This window comes from Gordonia aquimaris (assembly GCF_026262595.1).
Lineage (GTDB): Bacteria > Actinomycetota > Actinomycetes > Mycobacteriales > Mycobacteriaceae > Gordonia > Gordonia tangerina.
This window is the reverse complement of record NZ_JAPKFM010000016.1, coordinates 1-16,652: the sequence shown is the minus strand read 5'-3', so window position 1 is coordinate 16,652 and position 16,652 is coordinate 1. Positions and strand designations below refer to the sequence as shown.

16 protein-coding genes and 1 pseudogene are annotated in these 16,652 nt (G+C 65.2%); 6 read left to right on the top strand and 11 right to left on the bottom strand.

The window, feature by feature from the left end:
* Window positions 1–3: 3 nt before the first annotated feature.
* Together OSB52_RS15095 and OSB52_RS15090 are read right to left on the bottom strand one after the other, a co-directional pair.
* Window positions 4–765 carry an HAD-IIB family hydrolase gene (locus OSB52_RS15095; RefSeq protein ID WP_266062572.1) on the bottom strand — a complete coding sequence of 254 codons (762 nt, stop codon included), beginning with the start codon at window positions 763–765 and terminating at the stop codon, window positions 4–6.
* 96 nt (window positions 766–861) lie between these two features.
* Window positions 862–1,464 (bottom strand): TetR/AcrR family transcriptional regulator, encoded by a 603-nt coding sequence (locus OSB52_RS15090; protein ID WP_266062571.1) that lies wholly within the window; start codon window positions 1,462–1,464, stop codon window positions 862–864.
* A gap of 90 nt (window positions 1,465–1,554) precedes the next feature.
* Between OSB52_RS15090 and OSB52_RS15085 the strand changes: the two genes are divergently transcribed.
* Entirely contained in the window at window positions 1,555–2,568 is a 1,014-nt protein-coding gene (locus OSB52_RS15085; protein ID WP_266062570.1) for an NADP-dependent oxidoreductase, read from the top strand.
* A gap of 3 nt (window positions 2,569–2,571) precedes the next feature.
* On the opposite strand, the gene OSB52_RS15080 is transcribed toward OSB52_RS15085, so the two are convergent.
* The 4 genes from OSB52_RS15080 to OSB52_RS15065 are packed head-to-tail and all read right to left on the bottom strand — an operon-like array spanning window position 2,572 to window position 7,105.
* Window positions 2,572–3,795, bottom strand: coding sequence for a winged helix-turn-helix domain-containing protein (locus OSB52_RS15080; protein ID WP_266062569.1), 1,224 nt, complete (start codon window positions 3,793–3,795; stop codon window positions 2,572–2,574).
* Window positions 3,792–4,301, bottom strand: coding sequence for a dihydrofolate reductase (locus tag OSB52_RS15075; protein ID WP_235722208.1), 510 nt, complete (start codon window positions 4,299–4,301; stop codon window positions 3,792–3,794). Before OSB52_RS15075 ends, OSB52_RS15080 begins: the two co-directional genes overlap by 4 nt.
* 1 nt (window position 4,302) lies before the next feature.
* Window positions 4,303–5,136: a thymidylate synthase gene (locus OSB52_RS15070; RefSeq protein WP_266062568.1), complete on the bottom strand. Its 834-nt coding sequence runs from the start codon at window positions 5,134–5,136 to the stop codon at window positions 4,303–4,305.
* 10 nt (window positions 5,137–5,146) lie between these two features.
* Window positions 5,147–7,105 (bottom strand): flavin-containing monooxygenase, encoded by a 1,959-nt coding sequence (locus OSB52_RS15065; protein ID WP_266062567.1) that lies wholly within the window; start codon window positions 7,103–7,105, stop codon window positions 5,147–5,149.
* Window positions 7,106–7,251: 146 nt separating this feature from the next.
* On the opposite strand from OSB52_RS15065, the gene OSB52_RS15060 reads away from it, so the two are divergent.
* The 4 genes from OSB52_RS15060 to OSB52_RS15045 are packed head-to-tail and all read left to right on the top strand — an operon-like array spanning window position 7,252 to window position 11,244.
* Complete coding sequence (locus OSB52_RS15060) at window positions 7,252–7,890, top strand: nitroreductase family protein (RefSeq protein ID WP_235722211.1); 639 nt, start codon at window positions 7,252–7,254, stop codon at window positions 7,888–7,890.
* The gene (locus tag OSB52_RS15055) at window positions 7,887–9,488 is read left to right on the top strand and encodes a class I adenylate-forming enzyme family protein (RefSeq protein WP_266062566.1); all 1,602 of its coding nucleotides are present in this window, start codon (window positions 7,887–7,889) and stop codon (window positions 9,486–9,488) included. The genes OSB52_RS15060 and OSB52_RS15055 overlap by 4 nt, the downstream gene beginning before the upstream one ends.
* A gap of 5 nt (window positions 9,489–9,493) precedes the next feature.
* Window positions 9,494–10,141: a TetR/AcrR family transcriptional regulator gene (locus tag OSB52_RS15050; protein WP_266062565.1), complete on the top strand. Its 648-nt coding sequence runs from the start codon at window positions 9,494–9,496 to the stop codon at window positions 10,139–10,141.
* Window positions 10,138–11,244: a CaiB/BaiF CoA transferase family protein gene (locus tag OSB52_RS15045; RefSeq protein ID WP_266062564.1), complete on the top strand. Its 1,107-nt coding sequence runs from the start codon at window positions 10,138–10,140 to the stop codon at window positions 11,242–11,244. The genes OSB52_RS15050 and OSB52_RS15045 overlap by 4 nt, the downstream gene beginning before the upstream one ends.
* On the opposite strand, the pseudogene OSB52_RS25175 reads toward OSB52_RS15045, so the two are convergent.
* The 5 genes and pseudogenes from OSB52_RS25175 to OSB52_RS15020 form a co-directional block, all read right to left on the bottom strand.
* Window positions 11,241–12,843, bottom strand: a pseudogene (locus tag OSB52_RS25175) (DUF222 domain-containing protein). The gene OSB52_RS15045 and the pseudogene OSB52_RS25175 overlap by 4 nt on opposite strands.
* A gap of 174 nt (window positions 12,844–13,017) precedes the next feature.
* Entirely contained in the window at window positions 13,018–13,419 is a 402-nt protein-coding gene (locus OSB52_RS15035) for a flavodoxin family protein (protein ID WP_266062626.1), read from the bottom strand.
* Window positions 13,420–13,466: 47 nt separating this feature from the next.
* Window positions 13,467–13,943: a hypothetical protein gene (locus OSB52_RS15030; RefSeq protein ID WP_266062563.1), complete on the bottom strand. Its 477-nt coding sequence runs from the start codon at window positions 13,941–13,943 to the stop codon at window positions 13,467–13,469.
* Between the two features lie 11 nt (window positions 13,944–13,954).
* The gene (gene dapB / locus OSB52_RS15025) at window positions 13,955–14,707 is read right to left on the bottom strand and encodes a 4-hydroxy-tetrahydrodipicolinate reductase (RefSeq protein ID WP_235722217.1); all 753 of its coding nucleotides are present in this window, start codon (window positions 14,705–14,707) and stop codon (window positions 13,955–13,957) included.
* Window positions 14,708–14,796: 89 nt separating this feature from the next.
* Window positions 14,797–15,285, bottom strand: coding sequence for an Lrp/AsnC family transcriptional regulator (locus tag OSB52_RS15020; RefSeq protein WP_235722218.1), 489 nt, complete (start codon window positions 15,283–15,285; stop codon window positions 14,797–14,799).
* A gap of 137 nt (window positions 15,286–15,422) precedes the next feature.
* Here OSB52_RS15020 and ald point away from each other — a divergent pair, with 137 nt between their 5' ends.
* Window positions 15,423–16,529: an alanine dehydrogenase gene (gene ald / locus OSB52_RS15015; RefSeq protein ID WP_235722219.1), complete on the top strand. Its 1,107-nt coding sequence runs from the start codon at window positions 15,423–15,425 to the stop codon at window positions 16,527–16,529.
* The last annotated feature ends 123 nt before the right edge of the window (window positions 16,530–16,652 follow it).

Below are 16,652 nucleotides of genomic sequence, written 5' to 3'. Positions count from 1 at the left end.
CGTTCAGCCGACGATCGCCGACAGCTTTTCGTGGGTGTCGCGCCACCCGTCCACGGCGATCGAGGTGATACCGAGATCCTGGACCGGCCGATCGTTGCCGCCCTCGTCCAGGCGATCGCCGAAGAAGAGGATGTCGTCGATGCCCAGCTCCAGGATGTCCATGAGTTTGCGAGCGCCGTAGGCCTTGTCGATGCCTTTCTTGGTGACATCGACCGATGTCGAACCGCCGCTACGCACCTCGAGGTCGGGCAGCCGCTGCGCTGCGTAGGCGCGCAGCGACTCCTTCTTCGCACCGTCGGGATCCCAGGCGGCCTTCGCGTCGACCGGCGCGGTCTGTCCGAGTGCGCTGAAAGTTATCTGGCTACCGCGGTCCTCCAGGATCGGGCCCCAGGTCTCGGTCTCCCACAGACCGAGTTCTTGCGCCCCGGTTTCGAGGACATCGAGGGTGCGCTGCTTCTCGTCGTCGGTGAGGTACTCCGCGTAGACCGTCTCCCACCCGGTGCCCGACCAGCGCACGTACTGGGTTCCGCAGGTGGGCATCAGGTGTAGGTTGCCGGCTCCCGCAAACTCCCCGAGCCGCGCGATCACCTGCTTTTCGAACTGCGTGAACCGCCCACCGGAGATGACACAGCCCATGGTGTCGTCGAGCATCCGGGCCAGCACGGCGGCCATCTCATCTGGCAGCGGACTCTTCGACGGCGCCAGGGTGTCGTCGAGGTCGAACATGACCAGCGAATAGTCCTTGCCCTGGTACGAAACCGTCATCGTCTGCCTTTCCGGTCGCCGACGCCAGTCGGCACGAACGTGTCGACAGCAGCATGTCATTGTCCGGCCGGCCACGCACGAACGGGTGGACCGAGATCACCTCACATCGGCCGCATCCGGCGCCACCGCTGCCGACCTCGCAGTCGCTTCGAGCAGCGCGAGTGCCGACTCGGTGTCCACTCGCGCGAGCACGTTCGCCGCGATCACCGCCCCCGCCACCGATCGAGCGCGTGCCTCGACAACACGCTCAGGCGCCGACGAATCCGCTGCGCGGGCCCCGGCCAACACCGCATCGAGCAGTTCACGGTGGTACGCGGCGATCACTTCGCGCACGGCCGAGTCGTCACCCAGCGACGTCGCCGCCGTCCCCAATAGCAGGCATCCGGTCGGTTCGTCGGAGTCGGCGCGCTGTTCGATCGCCACACCGAGGTCGCGGAGGTAGTCCTGGAGCGCATGCGGCGACACCCGGTCGCCGGTGAGACCACGCAGGCGCGGCCGGACGACGGTATCGAGGTAATCGAGAACTGCGGCGTCGAACAAGCCCCGCATGCTGCCGAACGCATGGTAGACGCTCGACCGCGACAGCCCCGTCGCGCGTTCGACATCGGTCACCGAGACCTTGTCGAAACCGTTTCGCCAGAACAGATTCCGCGCTCGGGAGATCACGTTTGCGGCGTCATAGCCCGGGTGGCGACCCATACCCACTCCCTCGCTCGGTTGTCGTTTCGGCGACTCGATCTCTATTCTGGACCGAGCAGTTCACAATTGCCAACTCAGCGGGAGGTTCCGATGACCGTGACCAGCACCCAGATCCAACTCGTCAACCGACCGACCGGCTGGCCCGAACCCAAGGACTTCAGCACTGTCACCGTCGAGTACGGCGACCTCGCGGCAGGCCAGGTCCGGGTCGCCAACGAGTTCATCTCGGTCGACCCGTACATGCGTGGGCGGATGATCGACACCCGCAGCTACATCCCGCCGTTCCAGCTCGACGAGACGATGACGGGCGGCGCGGTGGGTCGCGTCGTCGCCACGACGGTCGACGACCTGCCCGTCGGCACACTCGTCAGCCACATGCTCGGCTGGCGCGACGTCACTCAGGCGGACGCGGGTGAGTTCCGCGCGCTACCCGAACCCCCAACGGGTGCAGCGTCGTCGATCTATCTCGGTGTGTTGGGCATGACGGGGCTGACCGCGTACGTGGGTCTGTTGACGATCGCATCGATGCAGCCCGGCGACACCGTGTTCATCTCGGGCGCAGCGGGCGCGGTGGGCACCGCCGCCGCACAGATCGCCCGCCTCAAAGGCGCACACCGCGTCATCGGCTCGGCCGGGTCGGCAGAGAAGGTGGCACTGCTGACCGACCGATACGGGTATGACGCCGCGTTCAACTACAAGGACGGTCCGGTGCGTCGACAGCTGCGCGATGCTGCGCCCGACGGGATCGACGTGTACTTCGACAACGTCGGCGGCGACCACCTCGAGGCGGCGCTCGACTCGTTCAACGACGGTGGCCGCGCCGCCCTCTGTGGCGCGATCGCACAGTACAACGCCACCAGCCGCACGCCGGGGCCATCGAACATGGCCAACATCATCACCCGCGGATTGACGTTGCGTGGCTTCACCATCGGCAACCACTTCGACCAGGCCGGCGAGTTCAACCGGGAGATGAGCGGCTGGTTCGCCGACGGCAAGATCGTGCATGACGAGACAGTGGTGACGGGCATCGACAACGCGGTGGACGCCTTCGTCGGTCTCATGCGCGGGGAGAACACCGGAAAGATGGTCGTGCGCACGTCCTGACCGTCAGGCGCGAGCGATCTCGGCGCGCAACGCGCCGGCGAGATCGCCGCGTCCGCCGACGACCACGTCGTCGAGGCCCAGCCACCCGGCCATGTGTCGAAGGTTATCCGCGAGACGTTCGGCGACAACGGTTCTGGGGCGTTCGTCCTCGAGGAATGCGCCGAGCACGCGCAGCGTCCGCTCTCGACGGTCCGCCTTGAGATCGACACGCGCGACGATGTCGTCATCCATCAGGTACGGCAGCACGTAATAGCCGTGGACACGTTTGTGCTCGGGCACGTAGATCTCGATGCGATAGTGGAAGTCGAAAAGCCGCTCGGTGCGCGGCCGGTAGAAGATGAGCGGATCGAAGGGTGACAGGATCGCCGAGCGTTCGACGCGGCGCGGGATGCGGGCGTCGGCGTGAAGGTAGGCGGTGTCGCGCCAGCCTGCCACCGCCACCGGCGTCAGCACACCCGAGTCCACCAGGTCATCCACGGCGGGCCGGACGTCGGCGGTCTTGGTCCGGTAGTAGTCGGCGAGATCGGCGATGGTCGCGACACCGAGTGCACGCCCGGCCTGTGCGGTGAGTTCACGGTGTGCGTCGGCACGGTCGACACGTGCGGTGACCCCGGCACCGATGACCCGTTCGGCGAGATCGTAATGGCGCGCGAAGTTCTCGTTGCGCACCGCAGACAGGTCTCCGGCGGCGAACATGGCCTCGCAGACGTGTTTCACGTCGCCGCGATGCCACCAGCCGCCGGGCTGACCCGGGACACGCTCGATTCCGAGGTGATCCTCGATCTGTTTCGGGGTACTGGGCCCGCATTCGGCGATGACATCGTGCACATCGCAGGCGAGTTCGCGGTTGTTGCGCATCACCTCGCGGGTGTACCGATATCGTCCGTCGCGGAATTCATCTCTGCGCCAACCGAACAACGGCCAGTCCTCGATCGGTATCAGTGCCGCCTCATGCGCCCAGGACTCCGCCAGCAGTCGTGATCGGTGACGCGGACGCCACGCTGCGCGATCCAGCAACTGCATGTCGTAGACACCCAAGCGACTGAACAGCGGCATGTAGTGCGCGCGGACCGCGATGTTGACCGAGTCCATCTGTAGCAGCCGGGTGCGCCCCACGACGCGTCGCAGATGTGCCAGGGTCGGCGCGACCGTCGGCAACCGATCGGTGAAACCCTGCGCTGCCAGCGCGATCCGACGTGCCTGATGGATTGAGAGTGCGCGAGTCATCCGCGCACGAGCGCATGTCTGACGTAATCGACGAATCGATACCGGGTTCCGGTCGACGACGTCTGCCACTCCCCTGTGTCCGATGTGTCCCACACGTACGGGTCGATTTCGGGCGCGAAGGTGTCCGCCGACTCCACCAGCATGTCGATCTCGGTGACCCGCAGATGTGTCGCGCTGGTCATCGCGACCTCATAGATCTGACCGCCACCGATGACCGTGACAGGCCCTGTGATGAGTTCGAGGGCGTCGTCGAGGGTGTGCACGATCTCTGCGCCTGCGGCGTCCAACGCGGCCGATCGGGTGATGACCACGTTGCGACGATTGGGCAATGGTCGAAAACGGTCCGGCAGCGACTCCCAGGTCTTGCGTCCCATCACCACCGGATGGGTACCGGTAAGCTCGCGGAACCGCCGCATGTCCTCCGGCACATGCCAGGGAATGGTGTTGGCCCGGCCGATAGCGCCGCTGCGGTCCTGCGCCCACAACAAAGTGATGGTGGTGGCCATCTCAGACCGCCACCGGCGCTTTGATTCCCGGGTGGGACTCATAGCCGACGACCGCGATGTCGTCGAAGTCGTAGTCGGAGATCGTCGCGGCTTGTCGAAGTTCGAGCCTCGGATAGGGATAGGGGTCCCGGGACAGCTGCAACTGCACCTGTTCGACGTGATTGTCGTAGATGTGGCAGTCGCCGCCGGTCCACACGAAGTCGCCGACCTCGAGATCGGCCTGCTGGGCCATCATGTGAGTGAGCAGCGCATACGACGCGATGTTGAACGGTACGCCGAGGAAGAGGTCGGCACTGCGCTGGTAGAGCTGACAGGACAACTTGCCGTCGGCGACGTAGAACTGGAAGAACGCGTGACACGGCGGCAACGCCATCTGCGGGATCTCCCCGACATTCCAGGCGGACACGATGTTGCGCCGCGAATCGGGGTTCGTCTTGAGGAGTTCCAGCGCCGCCCCGATCTGATCGATGTGCTCACCCGACGGGGTGGGCCAGCTACGCCACTGGACGCCGTAGACCGGCCCGAGATCGCCGTCCGCGTCGGCCCACTCATCCCAGATGCGCACGCCACGCTCCTGCAACCACCGGACGTTGGAATCTCCGCGCAGAAACCACAGCAACTCGTAGATGATGGACTTCAGGTGCACCTTCTTGGTGGTGATCAGCGGGAAGCCCTCGGTGAGGTCATAGCGCAGCTGATGCCCGAACAGGCTGCGCGTCCCGGTTCCGGTGCGATCGGCCTTCGGCGTCCCCGTCTCGAGGACCAGGCGCAACAGATCCTCGTAGGGGGTCGGGACGCCCCCCGCCGGCGTGATGTCTCGGATGGCCGTACTCACGCCGTCCAGTCTAGGACGGTCGGTACGGCAACCGGACGATCGGCTCGCGCACGAAGTCGGCCGGCTCGACCGACCTGGTCATACGCCAGTAGTCGATGATCCGCCACGGCAACACGGCCACCACCCGACCGTCGTCATTGCGGTACCAGTTGGTCATCGCCGGGTGGGTCCACACCATCCGGGCATGCGCCTCATCGACGGCCCTGTTGTAGTCGGCGGTCACGTCATGGCGCACTTCCAGGGCACCGAGTCGTTCACGGGCCATCAGCGCGATCGCGTCGGCCACGTAGCGGACCTGATACTCGAGGATGCTGATGAAGCTTCCGCCATGACCGAGTGCCGTGTTGGGTCCGGTCAGCACGAACAGGTTGGGGAAGTCGGGCGCGGTGATGCCGAGGTAGGCGAAGGCGTCATTCTCGCCCCACACCTCGACCGTGGAGCGACCACTGCGGCCCCGCACATCCATCGGGTACAGGAACCGATCGCTGTGGAAACCGGTGGCCAATACGATGATGTCGAAATCCCGGGCACTGCCGTCGGCGTCGATGACTCCGGTCCGCGTCACCTTCTCAACCGCGCGCGGTATGAGGTCGACATTGTCGCGGCGCAACATCGAGTACCAGCCGTTGTCGAGCAGCATGCGTTTGCCGAAGGGCGGGTAATTCGGCGTCGAGAGCTCAATGAGATCCTCCCGGTCACCGAGCTGCTCACGCAGATAACGAAGGTAGAAGCCGCGATGCCCGTGGTTGGCCGCGTTGATCGACGCAGTCGCCTCCGGCCAGTCCGGGTCCACCTGCAGCGTTGGGTGCACCTTGTCGTTGAAGATCCATGACAACCGCGCCCGATACCATTCCCGATATCCCGGAACGTGATCCATCAACCAGTGCACGTCGTCACCCACCGGGGCGAAGTAGTCGTCGTTGGGGGCGATCCACTGCGGTGAACGTTGGAACACCGTCAACGACTCCACGTCGTCGACGATTGCCGGTCCGATCTGCATGGCACTGGCACCGGAGCCGACAATCGCCACCCGCTTGCCGGTCAACGCGCCGGGTTCGTCGAGCTCGGTCGGCCACTGCGCCGAGTGGAAGATCCGGCCCGCGAAGTCGTCCATCCCCGGCAGTGCGGGGATCTTGGGACGGTTGAGCAAACCCACGGCGCTGATCACCAGCCGTGCCTCCAGTGTTTCGCACACGCCGTCGCGATCACGGGTTCGCACCGCCCACTGCTGGGCGGCGGGGTCGTAGGCGGCCGATTCGACCTCCACTCCGAAGCGGATTCGGCTGCGCAGGCGATGCTCATCCGCGTAGGCGGTCAGGTAGCCCTGCACCTCGTCACGCTTACCGAAGTGCGTCGACCAGTGATGTTCGAATGACGAGATCGAGTAGAGGTAGCTCGGCGTGTCCACACCGGCGCCCGGGTAGCGGTTCTCCCACCACGAGCCACCCACCTCGTCGTTCTTCTCCAGCACGATGTGCTCGACCCCGGCCGCCGCCAGTTGTACCGACATCAGCATTCCGGCGACACCCGCCCCGATCACGATGGCCGTCAGCTGACTCGTATCAAGCGTCTCCGCCGAGACTCGAGGTTCCGTTGTCCCGCCAACGATCTCCGCCATCATCGGACTGAACTCATGCGGGACCGATTCGCCGGCGGTGAAATCCAAGACGGCAGCGATCTCGTCCTCACTCATCTGTCGACGCGGCGGGCTCCCGGCTGTGTGCCACCGACACACTGCCTCGACCACGGCATCGCAGATCTCGTCACGCACCTCCGGTGCCAGTCCACCTGTCCGATTGTCGTCCATCCCGCGTGGCCTGCTGGGACGGTATCGCTCGGCGAGCCAGTGTCTGTCCCCGGTCATCTCGACCAATGTGGCGATCAGGGTGGGGATATTGCCGGCGCGGGTCGCGTCGCGCAGACGGGCGACGTCGACAGGAGCCAGACTGCGTTCGGTGACACTCGGCATGAGCAATACTAACCATGGTTAGTTTAATCCCGTCAAGCATGAGGATTTGCGCAAACAGACACCTTGACACCACCAGTATCGCCATGTCAGTGTGATCCGCATCATGCTAACTGCGGTTAGTGCAATCACGACGAGGAGAGCTGCGGATGGAACTCAGTGACGCAATGCGGTCGACCGGGACGTGCCGCTACTTCAGCGACGAGTACGTCTCCGACGAGGTGCTGTACCAGGCGTTCGACAACGCCAGGTTCGGCCCGCAGGGTGGCAACCGACAGCCGGTGCGGTGGGTGGCCGTGCGTGACGCGGAGACCAAGAAGCGGCTCGCGGAGCTCTATCTCCCCTACTGGGAGGGTTACTACGCGGCGGTGATCGAGGGCAGCAAGGCGGTGGGCGCAGTGCCCGCGACGGTGCAGTCGGCCAACAATTTCGCACACAATCTGGCCGATGTGCCGGTGATGATCGTCGTGTGCGCGGAGGCCGAAGGTCTGCATCCGACCGATCATGAGCTCGGACGCCTCTCCGTGGTCGGCGGGGCGTCGATTTATCCGACAGTCCAGAACCTGACCCTCGCCCTGCGTGAGCAGGGCGTCGCCTCGGCACTGACCACCCTTCTGTGCGCCGAGGAACCGGCCGTCAAGGAACTGCTCAACATCCCGGACGGCTACATCACCGCCGCGCACATCGCCGTGGGATATCCACGGGATGGTTTCCCGCGCAAGCTCACTCGGACGCCAGTCGAGGAAATCGCCTTTCTGGACCGGTTCGACACCCCGATGTTCGCATGAGCGCGCCCACGCGGGAACCGGTGCGCGGGCTATCGGAGGTACAGACGTCCCCGCTCGGTCGGGCGACGATCGGTGACCAACTTCGCCGACTCGCGCAGACGCAGGGAAGAAAGCCGGCAATCATCGCCTACTCCGCCGACGGTTCCCGGCATGTCACGACCTACGGCGAGCTGAACAGGCGGGCCAACCGCTTCGCGAACGCACTCACGAACCTGGGCGTCGGGCGCGGCGACGGGGTCGCGGTGATGAGCCGTAACCGTGTGGAGTCGGTGATCGCCTACTACGGGGCACTCAAGATCGGCGCGTACTACTCGGGCATCAGCGCGCTGTTCGGTGAACGTGAGATCGCGCAGCAGGTCAATCACCTAAGACCTGCCGTACTCGTGGTCGCCGCCGAGCACGCGACGGTGGCCGGACCTGTCGCCGAACACGCCGATTCACGGGTGATCGTCGTGGGCGATGCTCCCGTGACGACCTGGCCGACCTTTGACGCCGTGCTGGCCGACTCCCCTGATGACGAGCCGGTCGCCGACGTCGACGAGCACGATCTCGCCATGATCGTCTACACATCCGGCACCGAATCCACACCGAAGGGTGTGGAGATCGCGCATCGTAACTACCTCATCTCCACCGCGCCGGCCTACACATGGGGGCTGCGTTGCCTTCCCGACGACGTGTGGCTCTACGTGATGCCGTTCCACACGATCGCAGGGATCGGTTCGCTGACTTCGCTGACGCTACTCGGCGCCACCCTGGTACTGCCCGCATCGGTGGATCCCGGAACGTCACTGAGACTGATTCGCGACGAGTCCATCTCGGTGCTCGCGCAGACACCGACGTTCTTCATCGCACTGGCGAACCACGAGGAATTCGGTCCGCATACCGTCGGGACCGTGCGTCGCTGCCTCACCTACGGCGGTCAGGTGTCGCCGTTCGCCGTCGACGCGTGGGCAGATGCGACACCCGAATCGGTGTGGGGCACCTACTGGGGTCAGTCCGAACTCACCCAGTTGGGTTCGGTTGGCTGGTTCAAGCGGCTCGAAGATGTGCCCGACAACGACCCGACCTGGATCGGGAAGCCGGTGGGCCACCTGGAGATCCGCGTGGTGGACGCCAACGGCGACGACTCCGTGGAGGGCGAACTGCTGTGCCGGACGCCATCGGTGATGCTCGGCTACCACAAGGACCCCGAACGCACCGCCGACGCGCTGGCCGACGGTTGGGTGCACACCGGCGACATTGTCCGGGTCGATGACGATGGCAACCTCTTCTTCCGCGATCGTCGCAAGGACATGATCAAGACAGGCGGATTCAACGTGTCGTCGCAGGAGGTCGAGCGAACACTGCAGGGCCATCCTGACGTTCTGCGTGCGGCTGTCGTCGGTCTGCCCGACGACTACTGGTCTGAGGCAGTCACCGCGTTCATTGTGTTGCAGGACGGGGCGAGCACCACCGCTGACGATCTTCGGCAGTACTGTCGAAACGATCTGGCTTCCTACAAGATCCCCAAGACAGTGCACCTCGTGTCTGAGTTGCCCACCGATCCGCAGGGGAAATTGCTCAAGCGGGAGCTGCGCAGACAGTTCGGAAAGGGTTGATGGGCATGGATTCGGGTGCCGATCCGGCGCCGTCGCTCGACGAGGCCGACGCACCGGTACCCGCGCGTGGCACACGCACCCGGGTGCGTCGGGACGAGATCGTCACGGCCGCCGCCGAGTATTTCGCCGAACACGGCTACAGCAACGCCGGAATGCGCGACATCGCGCAGGCGGTCGGGATCAAGGGTGCGAGTCTGTACAACCACTTTCATTCGAAAGAGGAGATCCTGTACGCCATCGCGTTGCAGATGACCAAGGACCCGCAGGAGCATCTGCTGGTCCTCGACGCGGAGGGCTCACCCGCACAACGTCTGACCGCGTTGATCGAGGTCCATGTGCGTCATCTCGCCACACATCGTGTGGAGCACCTGGTGAGTCTGCGGGAACTGTCGGCATTGTCACCCGAACACCGGGTGGTGGTCACCGACTACCGCAAGTACTACCAACGCCGGGTGCGCGACGTGATCGCCGCCGGTGCACGCGCCGGACAGTTCACAGTTCGTGATGCCGGACAGTCGGCGATCGCGGTGCTCGATCTGATGAACGGCATCAGCTGGTGGCTGCGCGACGACCAGGACGTCGACCAGCTCGTCGCCGACTATGTTGATTTCGCGATCCGGGGCATCTTGCATCACGACGAATCCGTGCGATGAGCGGACCGTTGAGTGGTGTGCGAGTCGTTGAGATGATGGGACTCGGACCGACCCCACACTCATGCATGATGCTGGCCGATCTCGGCGCCGACGTCGTTCAGATCCGACGGCCCGGCGGGCCGACCGCCCCGGATGGTGTCGCCGATGCCGACGCGGGAATGTGGCGGGGCCGGCGGGTCGTCGAGGCCGACCTCAAGAACGCCGATGACATTTCACGGGTGCGGGAGTTGATCGGCGCAGCGGATGTGCTTGTCGAAGGGTATCGGCCGGGTGTGATGGAACGGCTGGGTCTGGGTCCCGACGATTTGTTGGCGGTTGCGCCGCAGTTGATCTATGCGCGGATGACCGGTTGGGGGCAGTCCGGCTCATATGCGGCGGCCGCTGGCCACGACATCAACTACCTGGCCGTCACCGGGCTCCTGGACGCGATGGGGCCGGCCGACCGCCCACCGCTTCCGCCGCTGTCGCTGGTGGCCGACTTCGGCGGCGGTTCGATGTTCCTGGTTGTCGGAGTACTTGCGGCACTGCATGAGCGGCAGACTTCCAGTCGAGGTCAGGTCATCGATGTGGCCATGACCGACGGCGCGGGTGTCCTCGGTGCATTGCAGTGGTCGTGGAAAGCCGCGGGCCGCTGGGTGGATCGGGCCGCGGGCAATCTGCTCGACGGTTCCGCACCGTTCTACACAACGTACGCCTGCGCGGGCGGCGGATACATGGCAGTCGGCGCTCTGGAAGACGTCTTCTGGCAGCGCCTGATCGATACCCTCGAGGTGGACGATCCGCCAGACCGGTGGGATCGTGCGCGGTGGTCGGAACTCACGCAGACACTGGCCGCGCGCTTCGCCTCCCGAACCCGCGTCGAATGGGAAACGGTATTCGGCAGCGTCGACGCCTGTGTCACACCGGTTCTCGACTTCGACGAAGCGCGCAAGCATCCGTATGCGGTGCAGCGCGAGAGTTACGTCGAGGTCGAGGGCATGACGCAGCCGGCGCCGGCACCACGGTTCTCGCGCTTTGTGTCGGGTACGCCGCAGGCCGCGACAAACACGGATGTGACAGCGGTGCTGGACGAGTGGCAGCCGCCTGCGGGAGGTCGGCGCTAGAACGGCGGCGGGCCGGCGTCGGAGACGCGTTTGCGGTTGCGGGCGCGTTCGGCGCGTCTGGCGGGCGTGTTTGTTCGCCACCCGTGTGCTGACGCGGGTGCTGCGTTCGATCGTGCTGCCGGTGTGCGGGGGTGGAGCCTGCGCGGGTGCGGTGAACCGGATCCTGCGTAGCCCAGGGAACAGATCCTCCTGGGTTTCGGCTTCGCCTGGCAACACCAAACCTTCGGGGGTGATGTATTCGGTGACCAGCCGCCCGGCGGCATCACGCCACTGATCATCCACCCAGTCGCCGAAGGTCTTCAACAAGTGCCCGGGACGACATTTCGCGTTCAACCCGACCTCAGTGGTCTGCCCACCTCTGTGCGGACAGGCGTGATCGTACTCATCGACATGGTCGAGGTCGCCACGCCACGCCGAGGTCAGGCATCCCGGTTCGGTGCAATAGCCATCGCGCAGCCGGATGAAGGTGTCCAACGCGGCCGACGGCCGATACGGATCCGACGGCAGATGCGCCGGCAACGTGAACGTGCCATCGGGCTCCGGTTCGATCGTGGGCGGCACCAGATAGGAGACCTTGGTGTCCGCACGCGCGGCGATGTCGCGCACATGCTCGCCCGAGATCACACCATGGCCATCCATGAAACCGGCGTTGTTCGCCATCCCTTTCACCGTGGCCTCGTCGGTGACGACATGGAGGACGGCCTTGCAGTCGACCGGCGGCACCACCCCGGGCTCCGGGATGACCGCGGTGCAATCCTCACTACCGCACTCACATTCGAACGCGGTGCCCGACAGCAGGCAGAACATCGCATCCGATTGCCGTTGCGGCTTGGTGCGCGGATCGTGTTCACACACACTGTCGGCGAGGGCGGCAACCGCGGCGGCGGCGATCCGCACATTCTCCGCCGACATCACCCCGGTGATCTCGGCGGTGCCGTCCTCGCGCGGATGGGTCCACATCCGGCGGTCATCAAGCGCCTGCTGGCGACGCTCACGCACCGCGTCGGGGTCATGACGAAAGACGATGCGGTCTATCATGTCGCGGAACCTGGCTCTGCTCCACGTCCCGCGTTTGGTGCGTAGTGTTCGGGCGATGTCGGCATCCACGAGCGGTGCCGCTGATGATTCGGCCAGCAGGTCGGTACGGCTGACCGCCTTCTGCGCGTGCCACGGCCCGATCACGCCGTCACGCAAACATTCCGACACCTCCGGCAACCGGTCCCGCAACGCGACCGCATCATTGAGCAGTGTCTCCGCGGCGCCACGAGACGTTCCGCGGAGTTTCGCGATACGTGCCGCGGCGTCCGCGAAGCCATCCACCACGAAACCGTCGGTGTCGTCACGCGCAGCAACGAGACGGTCGTAAAGCACGGCCACCGAACGATATTCGGCGTAGGCGAGATAGGCGCGGCCCCGGTCAAGCTCGGCCATACCCAACAGCAAGTCGTTGGTCGGATCCTCATCGGGGTAGGCCGCATCCACACCACCGAGAAAGTCACGCGGCAACTGCGGCCACGGCGACGGCGAGGACAACACGGACGACACGAAAGACCCCTCACGGACTCGACACTGATCACAAGCCAACCGATGCAGGATCATTTCCGATATGCCACCCACCGTGACCAACCCGACCCCGAGGCCGGATTCAGCGAGTTCGCGCCCACCCGTTTCGCATCAACTCATCCTGCTGCAACCAAGCTACGACACAGCACCGACAAGATTTGGTCACCGCAGGTCAGGAACACTTTCAAGCCCTGTTTCCGACTGGCGATATCACTCCATCAGCTGCGCTGCGATCGTGCCACCCAGCTCCCAGCACGCCTCACGGTCATCCTTGGTGGGCTTCTCCGACACCACCACGGTCTCGGCCGACTTCACCCACCCCAGCCCAGTGGCGATGGACTCGATCGCCTTCTCGGCGCCCTCGGTCCCCTGGTTGCCATGCAGGTAGCACCCGAACGGTCGCCCCTTGGTGGAGTCGAGGATCTGGTAGTAGCAGGTGTCGAAAGCGTGCTTGAGCGCACCACTCATATAGCCGAGATTCGCCGGGGTACCGAGAATGTATCCGTCAGCTGCCAGCATGTCGGTCGCGGTAACCGAGAGTGCCGCTCGCCGAATGACTTCCACACCTTCGATCTCAGGATCGGTGGCACCGGAGACGACGGCCTCGAACATCTCCTGGCAATGCGGCGACGGGGTGTGATGGACGATCAGCAGCGTGGTCACTCTTCCCCCTTATATTGCGCGACAGCACGTTTCATCATCTCGCGCGCCCGGCCGCGGTCGCCGGCGTAGTCGTAGGCGCGGGCGATCCGATACGTGCTGTGCCAGTCGGTGGGATCGGCCTCCCATTCCTGTTTGATCTGCGCGAACAGGTCGTCGGCGGCGTCCCGTTCGATTCGACCGGACGGACGCCGTGGGAGATCGCTGACGTCGAGTTCACGGCCCTCCGCGGCCATGATCCGCGCCAACTTCTGGTGTTCGATACCGGCACGCAAGGTGGCGAAGATCAGCCATGCACCGATGAATGGCAGGATCAGCACACCGATACCCACGCCGATGCCGGCGACGGTGCCCGACGAGATGAGGTCGAATCCACGCTGACCGAGGATCACGAAGTACACGACAAGTGCGACGACGAGGAACCCGATCATCCAGACAATGGGTCGCGCGTCGCGGCGGGCGGGGTCGGCTGCCATGACTATTCGCCCTAGAGATCCATCAGTTCTTCCAGCCCCACGGTGAGCCCTGGACGCTTACCGACCTCCCGCACGCCGAGCAAGACTCCGGGTGCGAAGGACGACCGGTCCATCGAGTCGTGCCGGATGGTGAGCGTCTCCCCCTCGGTGCCGAGCAGCACCTCCTGATGGGCGACGAGACCGGCCAGGCGGACCGCATGTACATGCACATCGTCGACTACTCCACCACGGGCACCCTCGAGTTCCTCGGTGGTGGCGTCGGGGCTCGGCCCCAGACCGGCCTTCTGCCGGGCCTCACCGATCAGCTTCGCCGTGCGATACGCAGTCCCCGACGGCGCGTCGGCCTTGTGCGGATGGTGCAGTTCGATGACCTCGACCGAGTCGTAGAACCGTGCCGCTTGAGCCGCGAAGCGCATCGACAGCACGGCACCGATCGCGAAGTTCGGTGCGATGAGCACGCCGACTCCCGGATTGTCGCCGAGCCAGCCGCGCACCTGATCGAGGCGTTCTTCGGTGAATCCGGTGGTGCCCACCACTGCGTGAATCCCGTTGTTGATCAGGAACTCCAGGTTCCCCATCACCGCGCTCGGGTGCGTGAAATCGACGACCACGGACGTGTCAGCCGCGGTGAAGGCATCCAAGGACTCACCCTTGTCCACGCCGACGGTGTACGTCAGATCATCGGCGGACTCGACCGCCGCGACGATCGCCTGCCCCACCTTGCCGGCACTACCAAGGACCCCGACCCGGATTCCGCTCGCCATCTCTTCCCTCTCATCGTCCGTCGACCTGTCAGTGTAGTTGTCGCCGCCTGTCCGATCGGCGTCCGTCACCGTCACCGCCGGATGGAGCGTCAGAAGATCGGAGCTCCGCCACGACGGTGTTCGAACACCAGCGATGTCGTGGTGCCGGCGACCTCCCGGCGCGAGTTGAGCATCTCGACGAACTGCCGCAGCGCCTCGGTGTCCGCAGTGGCCACATGGAGCAGGTAGTCGTCGGTACCCGCGAGGAAGAAGACGTCGATCACCTCGTCATGGCGCTCGATCTCACCGACGAAGTGACGGATCTCGCCGCGTGCGTCGGATTGCAGACTGACCGCCACCATCGCGCGTAGGGGCCGTCCGACCGCGGCGGGATCCACATCGGCGAAGAACCCGCGAATCACACCGAGGTCGACGAGCCGCCGCAGTCGACCGTGGCAGGTGGACGCCGCGATACCCGCGCGCACCGCGAGTTCGCTGTTGGGCATCCGGGCGTCGGTCTGCAACAGACGCAGCAGGGTGCGGTCGATGTCGTCGAGCTGCGGATCACCGGATCGAACATCCTTCGGCTGGGCCACCATCACCTGACCTCATTTCGGAGAATTGACGATATGAACCCACCATAGAGAATTATCTGCACAGATGTTGTGTCATTTCCGACGTTCCTTCACTCTGATGACACACCAGATCGCGCCCCACCACTGACCAGGAGATCCCCATGCGCGTCGGCATCCCCACCGAGATCAAGAACAACGAGTACCGCGTCGCCATCACCCCGGCAGGCGTGGCCGAGCTGCACAATCGCGGTCACGACGTGGTGATCCAGGCCGGCGCGGGCGAAGGCTCGTCCATCCACGACAACGACTTCAAAGAAGCCGGAGCCCAGATCCTGTCGACCGCCGAACAGGTGTGGGAACAGGCCGACCTGCTGCTCAAGGTCAAGGAACCGATCGCTGCCGAGTACCCTCTGCTCCGCGAGGGCCAGACACTGTTCACCTACCTGCACCTCGCCGCCAGCCGTCCGTGCACCGAAGCACTGCTGGAGTCGAAGACGACGTCAATCGCCTATGAGACCGTGCGCGCCGCCGACGGTTCGTTGCCGCTGCTCGCCCCGATGAGTGAGGTCGCCGGGCGACTGGCACCGCAGGTGGGTGCCTACCATCTGATGCGCTCGGAAGGTGGCCGAGGTGTCCTGATGGGCGGCGTGCCCGGCACCGAGCCGGCGAATGTCGTCGTGATCGGCGGTGGCGTCAGCGGTGTCAATGCCGCGACCATCGCCGTGGGTATGGGTGCTCAGGTCACTGTGTTCGACGTGGACATCGCCAAGCTCCGCGCGATCGACGCGCGCTTCGCCGGTCGGGTGCACACCCGGTACAGCACCGCGCTGGCACTGGCCGAGGCGGTCCGTGAGGCCGACCTCGTCATCGGTGCCGTGCTCGTGCCCGGCGCGAAGGCCCCCGTGCTGGTCTCCAACAGCCTGGTCGCCGAGATGAAGGCAGGTGCCGTGCTCGTCGACATCGCGATCGATCAGGGCGGGTGCTTCGAAGACTCACGACCCACCACGCACGACGACCCGACCTTCACCGTCCACGACGCCGTCTTCTACTGCGTCGCGAACATGCCGGGCACAGTCGCGCGCACCTCCACCCTGGCGCTTACCGGCGCAACGCTGCCGCACGTGCTGCGTCTGGCCGACAAAGGGTGGGAACAGGCATGCTCCGACGACCCCGCGTTGGCATCGGGACTCAGCACCCACAACGGCAAGCTGTTCACGCCCGAGGTGGGCGCAGCGCTGGACCTGCCGGTTGCCGCATCGCCGTTCTGACATCCGGCGGTGGCCGGCGATCGCGTCGGCCACCCCGCCGTTGGCCAACGGACCCACCCGTCGGCGGTCGCCCCGCCGTCAGCCAACAGACCCGCCCGTCGATGGTCGAGTAGTCACGAGCCG

What these genes read in the sequence shown, in the direction of transcription:
- OSB52_RS15095 (WP_266062572.1), bottom strand. Translation starts at nt 765, where the DNA reads ATGACGGTTTCGTACCAGGGCAAGGACTATTCGCTGGTCATGTTCGAC.
- OSB52_RS15090 (WP_266062571.1), bottom strand. Translation starts at nt 1,464, where the DNA reads ATGGGTCGCCACCCGGGCTATGACGCCGCAAACGTGATCTCCCGAGCG.
- OSB52_RS15085 (WP_266062570.1), top strand. Translation starts at nt 1,555, where the DNA reads ATGACCGTGACCAGCACCCAGATCCAACTCGTCAACCGACCGACCGGC.
- OSB52_RS15080 (WP_266062569.1), bottom strand. Translation starts at nt 3,795, where the DNA reads ATGACTCGCGCACTCTCAATCCATCAGGCACGTCGGATCGCGCTGGCA.
- OSB52_RS15075 (WP_235722208.1), bottom strand. Translation starts at nt 4,301, where the DNA reads ATGGCCACCACCATCACTTTGTTGTGGGCGCAGGACCGCAGCGGCGCT.
- OSB52_RS15065 (WP_266062567.1), bottom strand. Translation starts at nt 7,105, where the DNA reads ATGCCGAGTGTCACCGAACGCAGTCTGGCTCCTGTCGACGTCGCCCGT.
- OSB52_RS15060 (WP_235722211.1), top strand. Translation starts at nt 7,252, where the DNA reads ATGGAACTCAGTGACGCAATGCGGTCGACCGGGACGTGCCGCTACTTC.
- OSB52_RS15055 (WP_266062566.1), top strand. Translation starts at nt 7,887, where the DNA reads ATGAGCGCGCCCACGCGGGAACCGGTGCGCGGGCTATCGGAGGTACAG.
- OSB52_RS15050 (WP_266062565.1), top strand. Translation starts at nt 9,494, where the DNA reads ATGGATTCGGGTGCCGATCCGGCGCCGTCGCTCGACGAGGCCGACGCA.
- OSB52_RS15045 (WP_266062564.1), top strand. Translation starts at nt 10,138, where the DNA reads ATGAGCGGACCGTTGAGTGGTGTGCGAGTCGTTGAGATGATGGGACTC.
- OSB52_RS15035 (WP_266062626.1), bottom strand. Translation starts at nt 13,419, where the DNA reads ATGTTCGAGGCCGTCGTCTCCGGTGCCACCGATCCTGAGATCGAAGGT.
- OSB52_RS15030 (WP_266062563.1), bottom strand. Translation starts at nt 13,943, where the DNA reads ATGGCAGCCGACCCCGCCCGCCGCGACGCGCGACCCATTGTCTGGATG.
- dapB (WP_235722217.1), bottom strand. Translation starts at nt 14,707, where the DNA reads ATGGCGAGCGGAATCCGGGTCGGGGTCCTTGGTAGTGCCGGCAAGGTG.
- OSB52_RS15020 (WP_235722218.1), bottom strand. Translation starts at nt 15,285, where the DNA reads ATGGTGGCCCAGCCGAAGGATGTTCGATCCGGTGATCCGCAGCTCGAC.
- ald (WP_235722219.1), top strand. Translation starts at nt 15,423, where the DNA reads ATGCGCGTCGGCATCCCCACCGAGATCAAGAACAACGAGTACCGCGTC.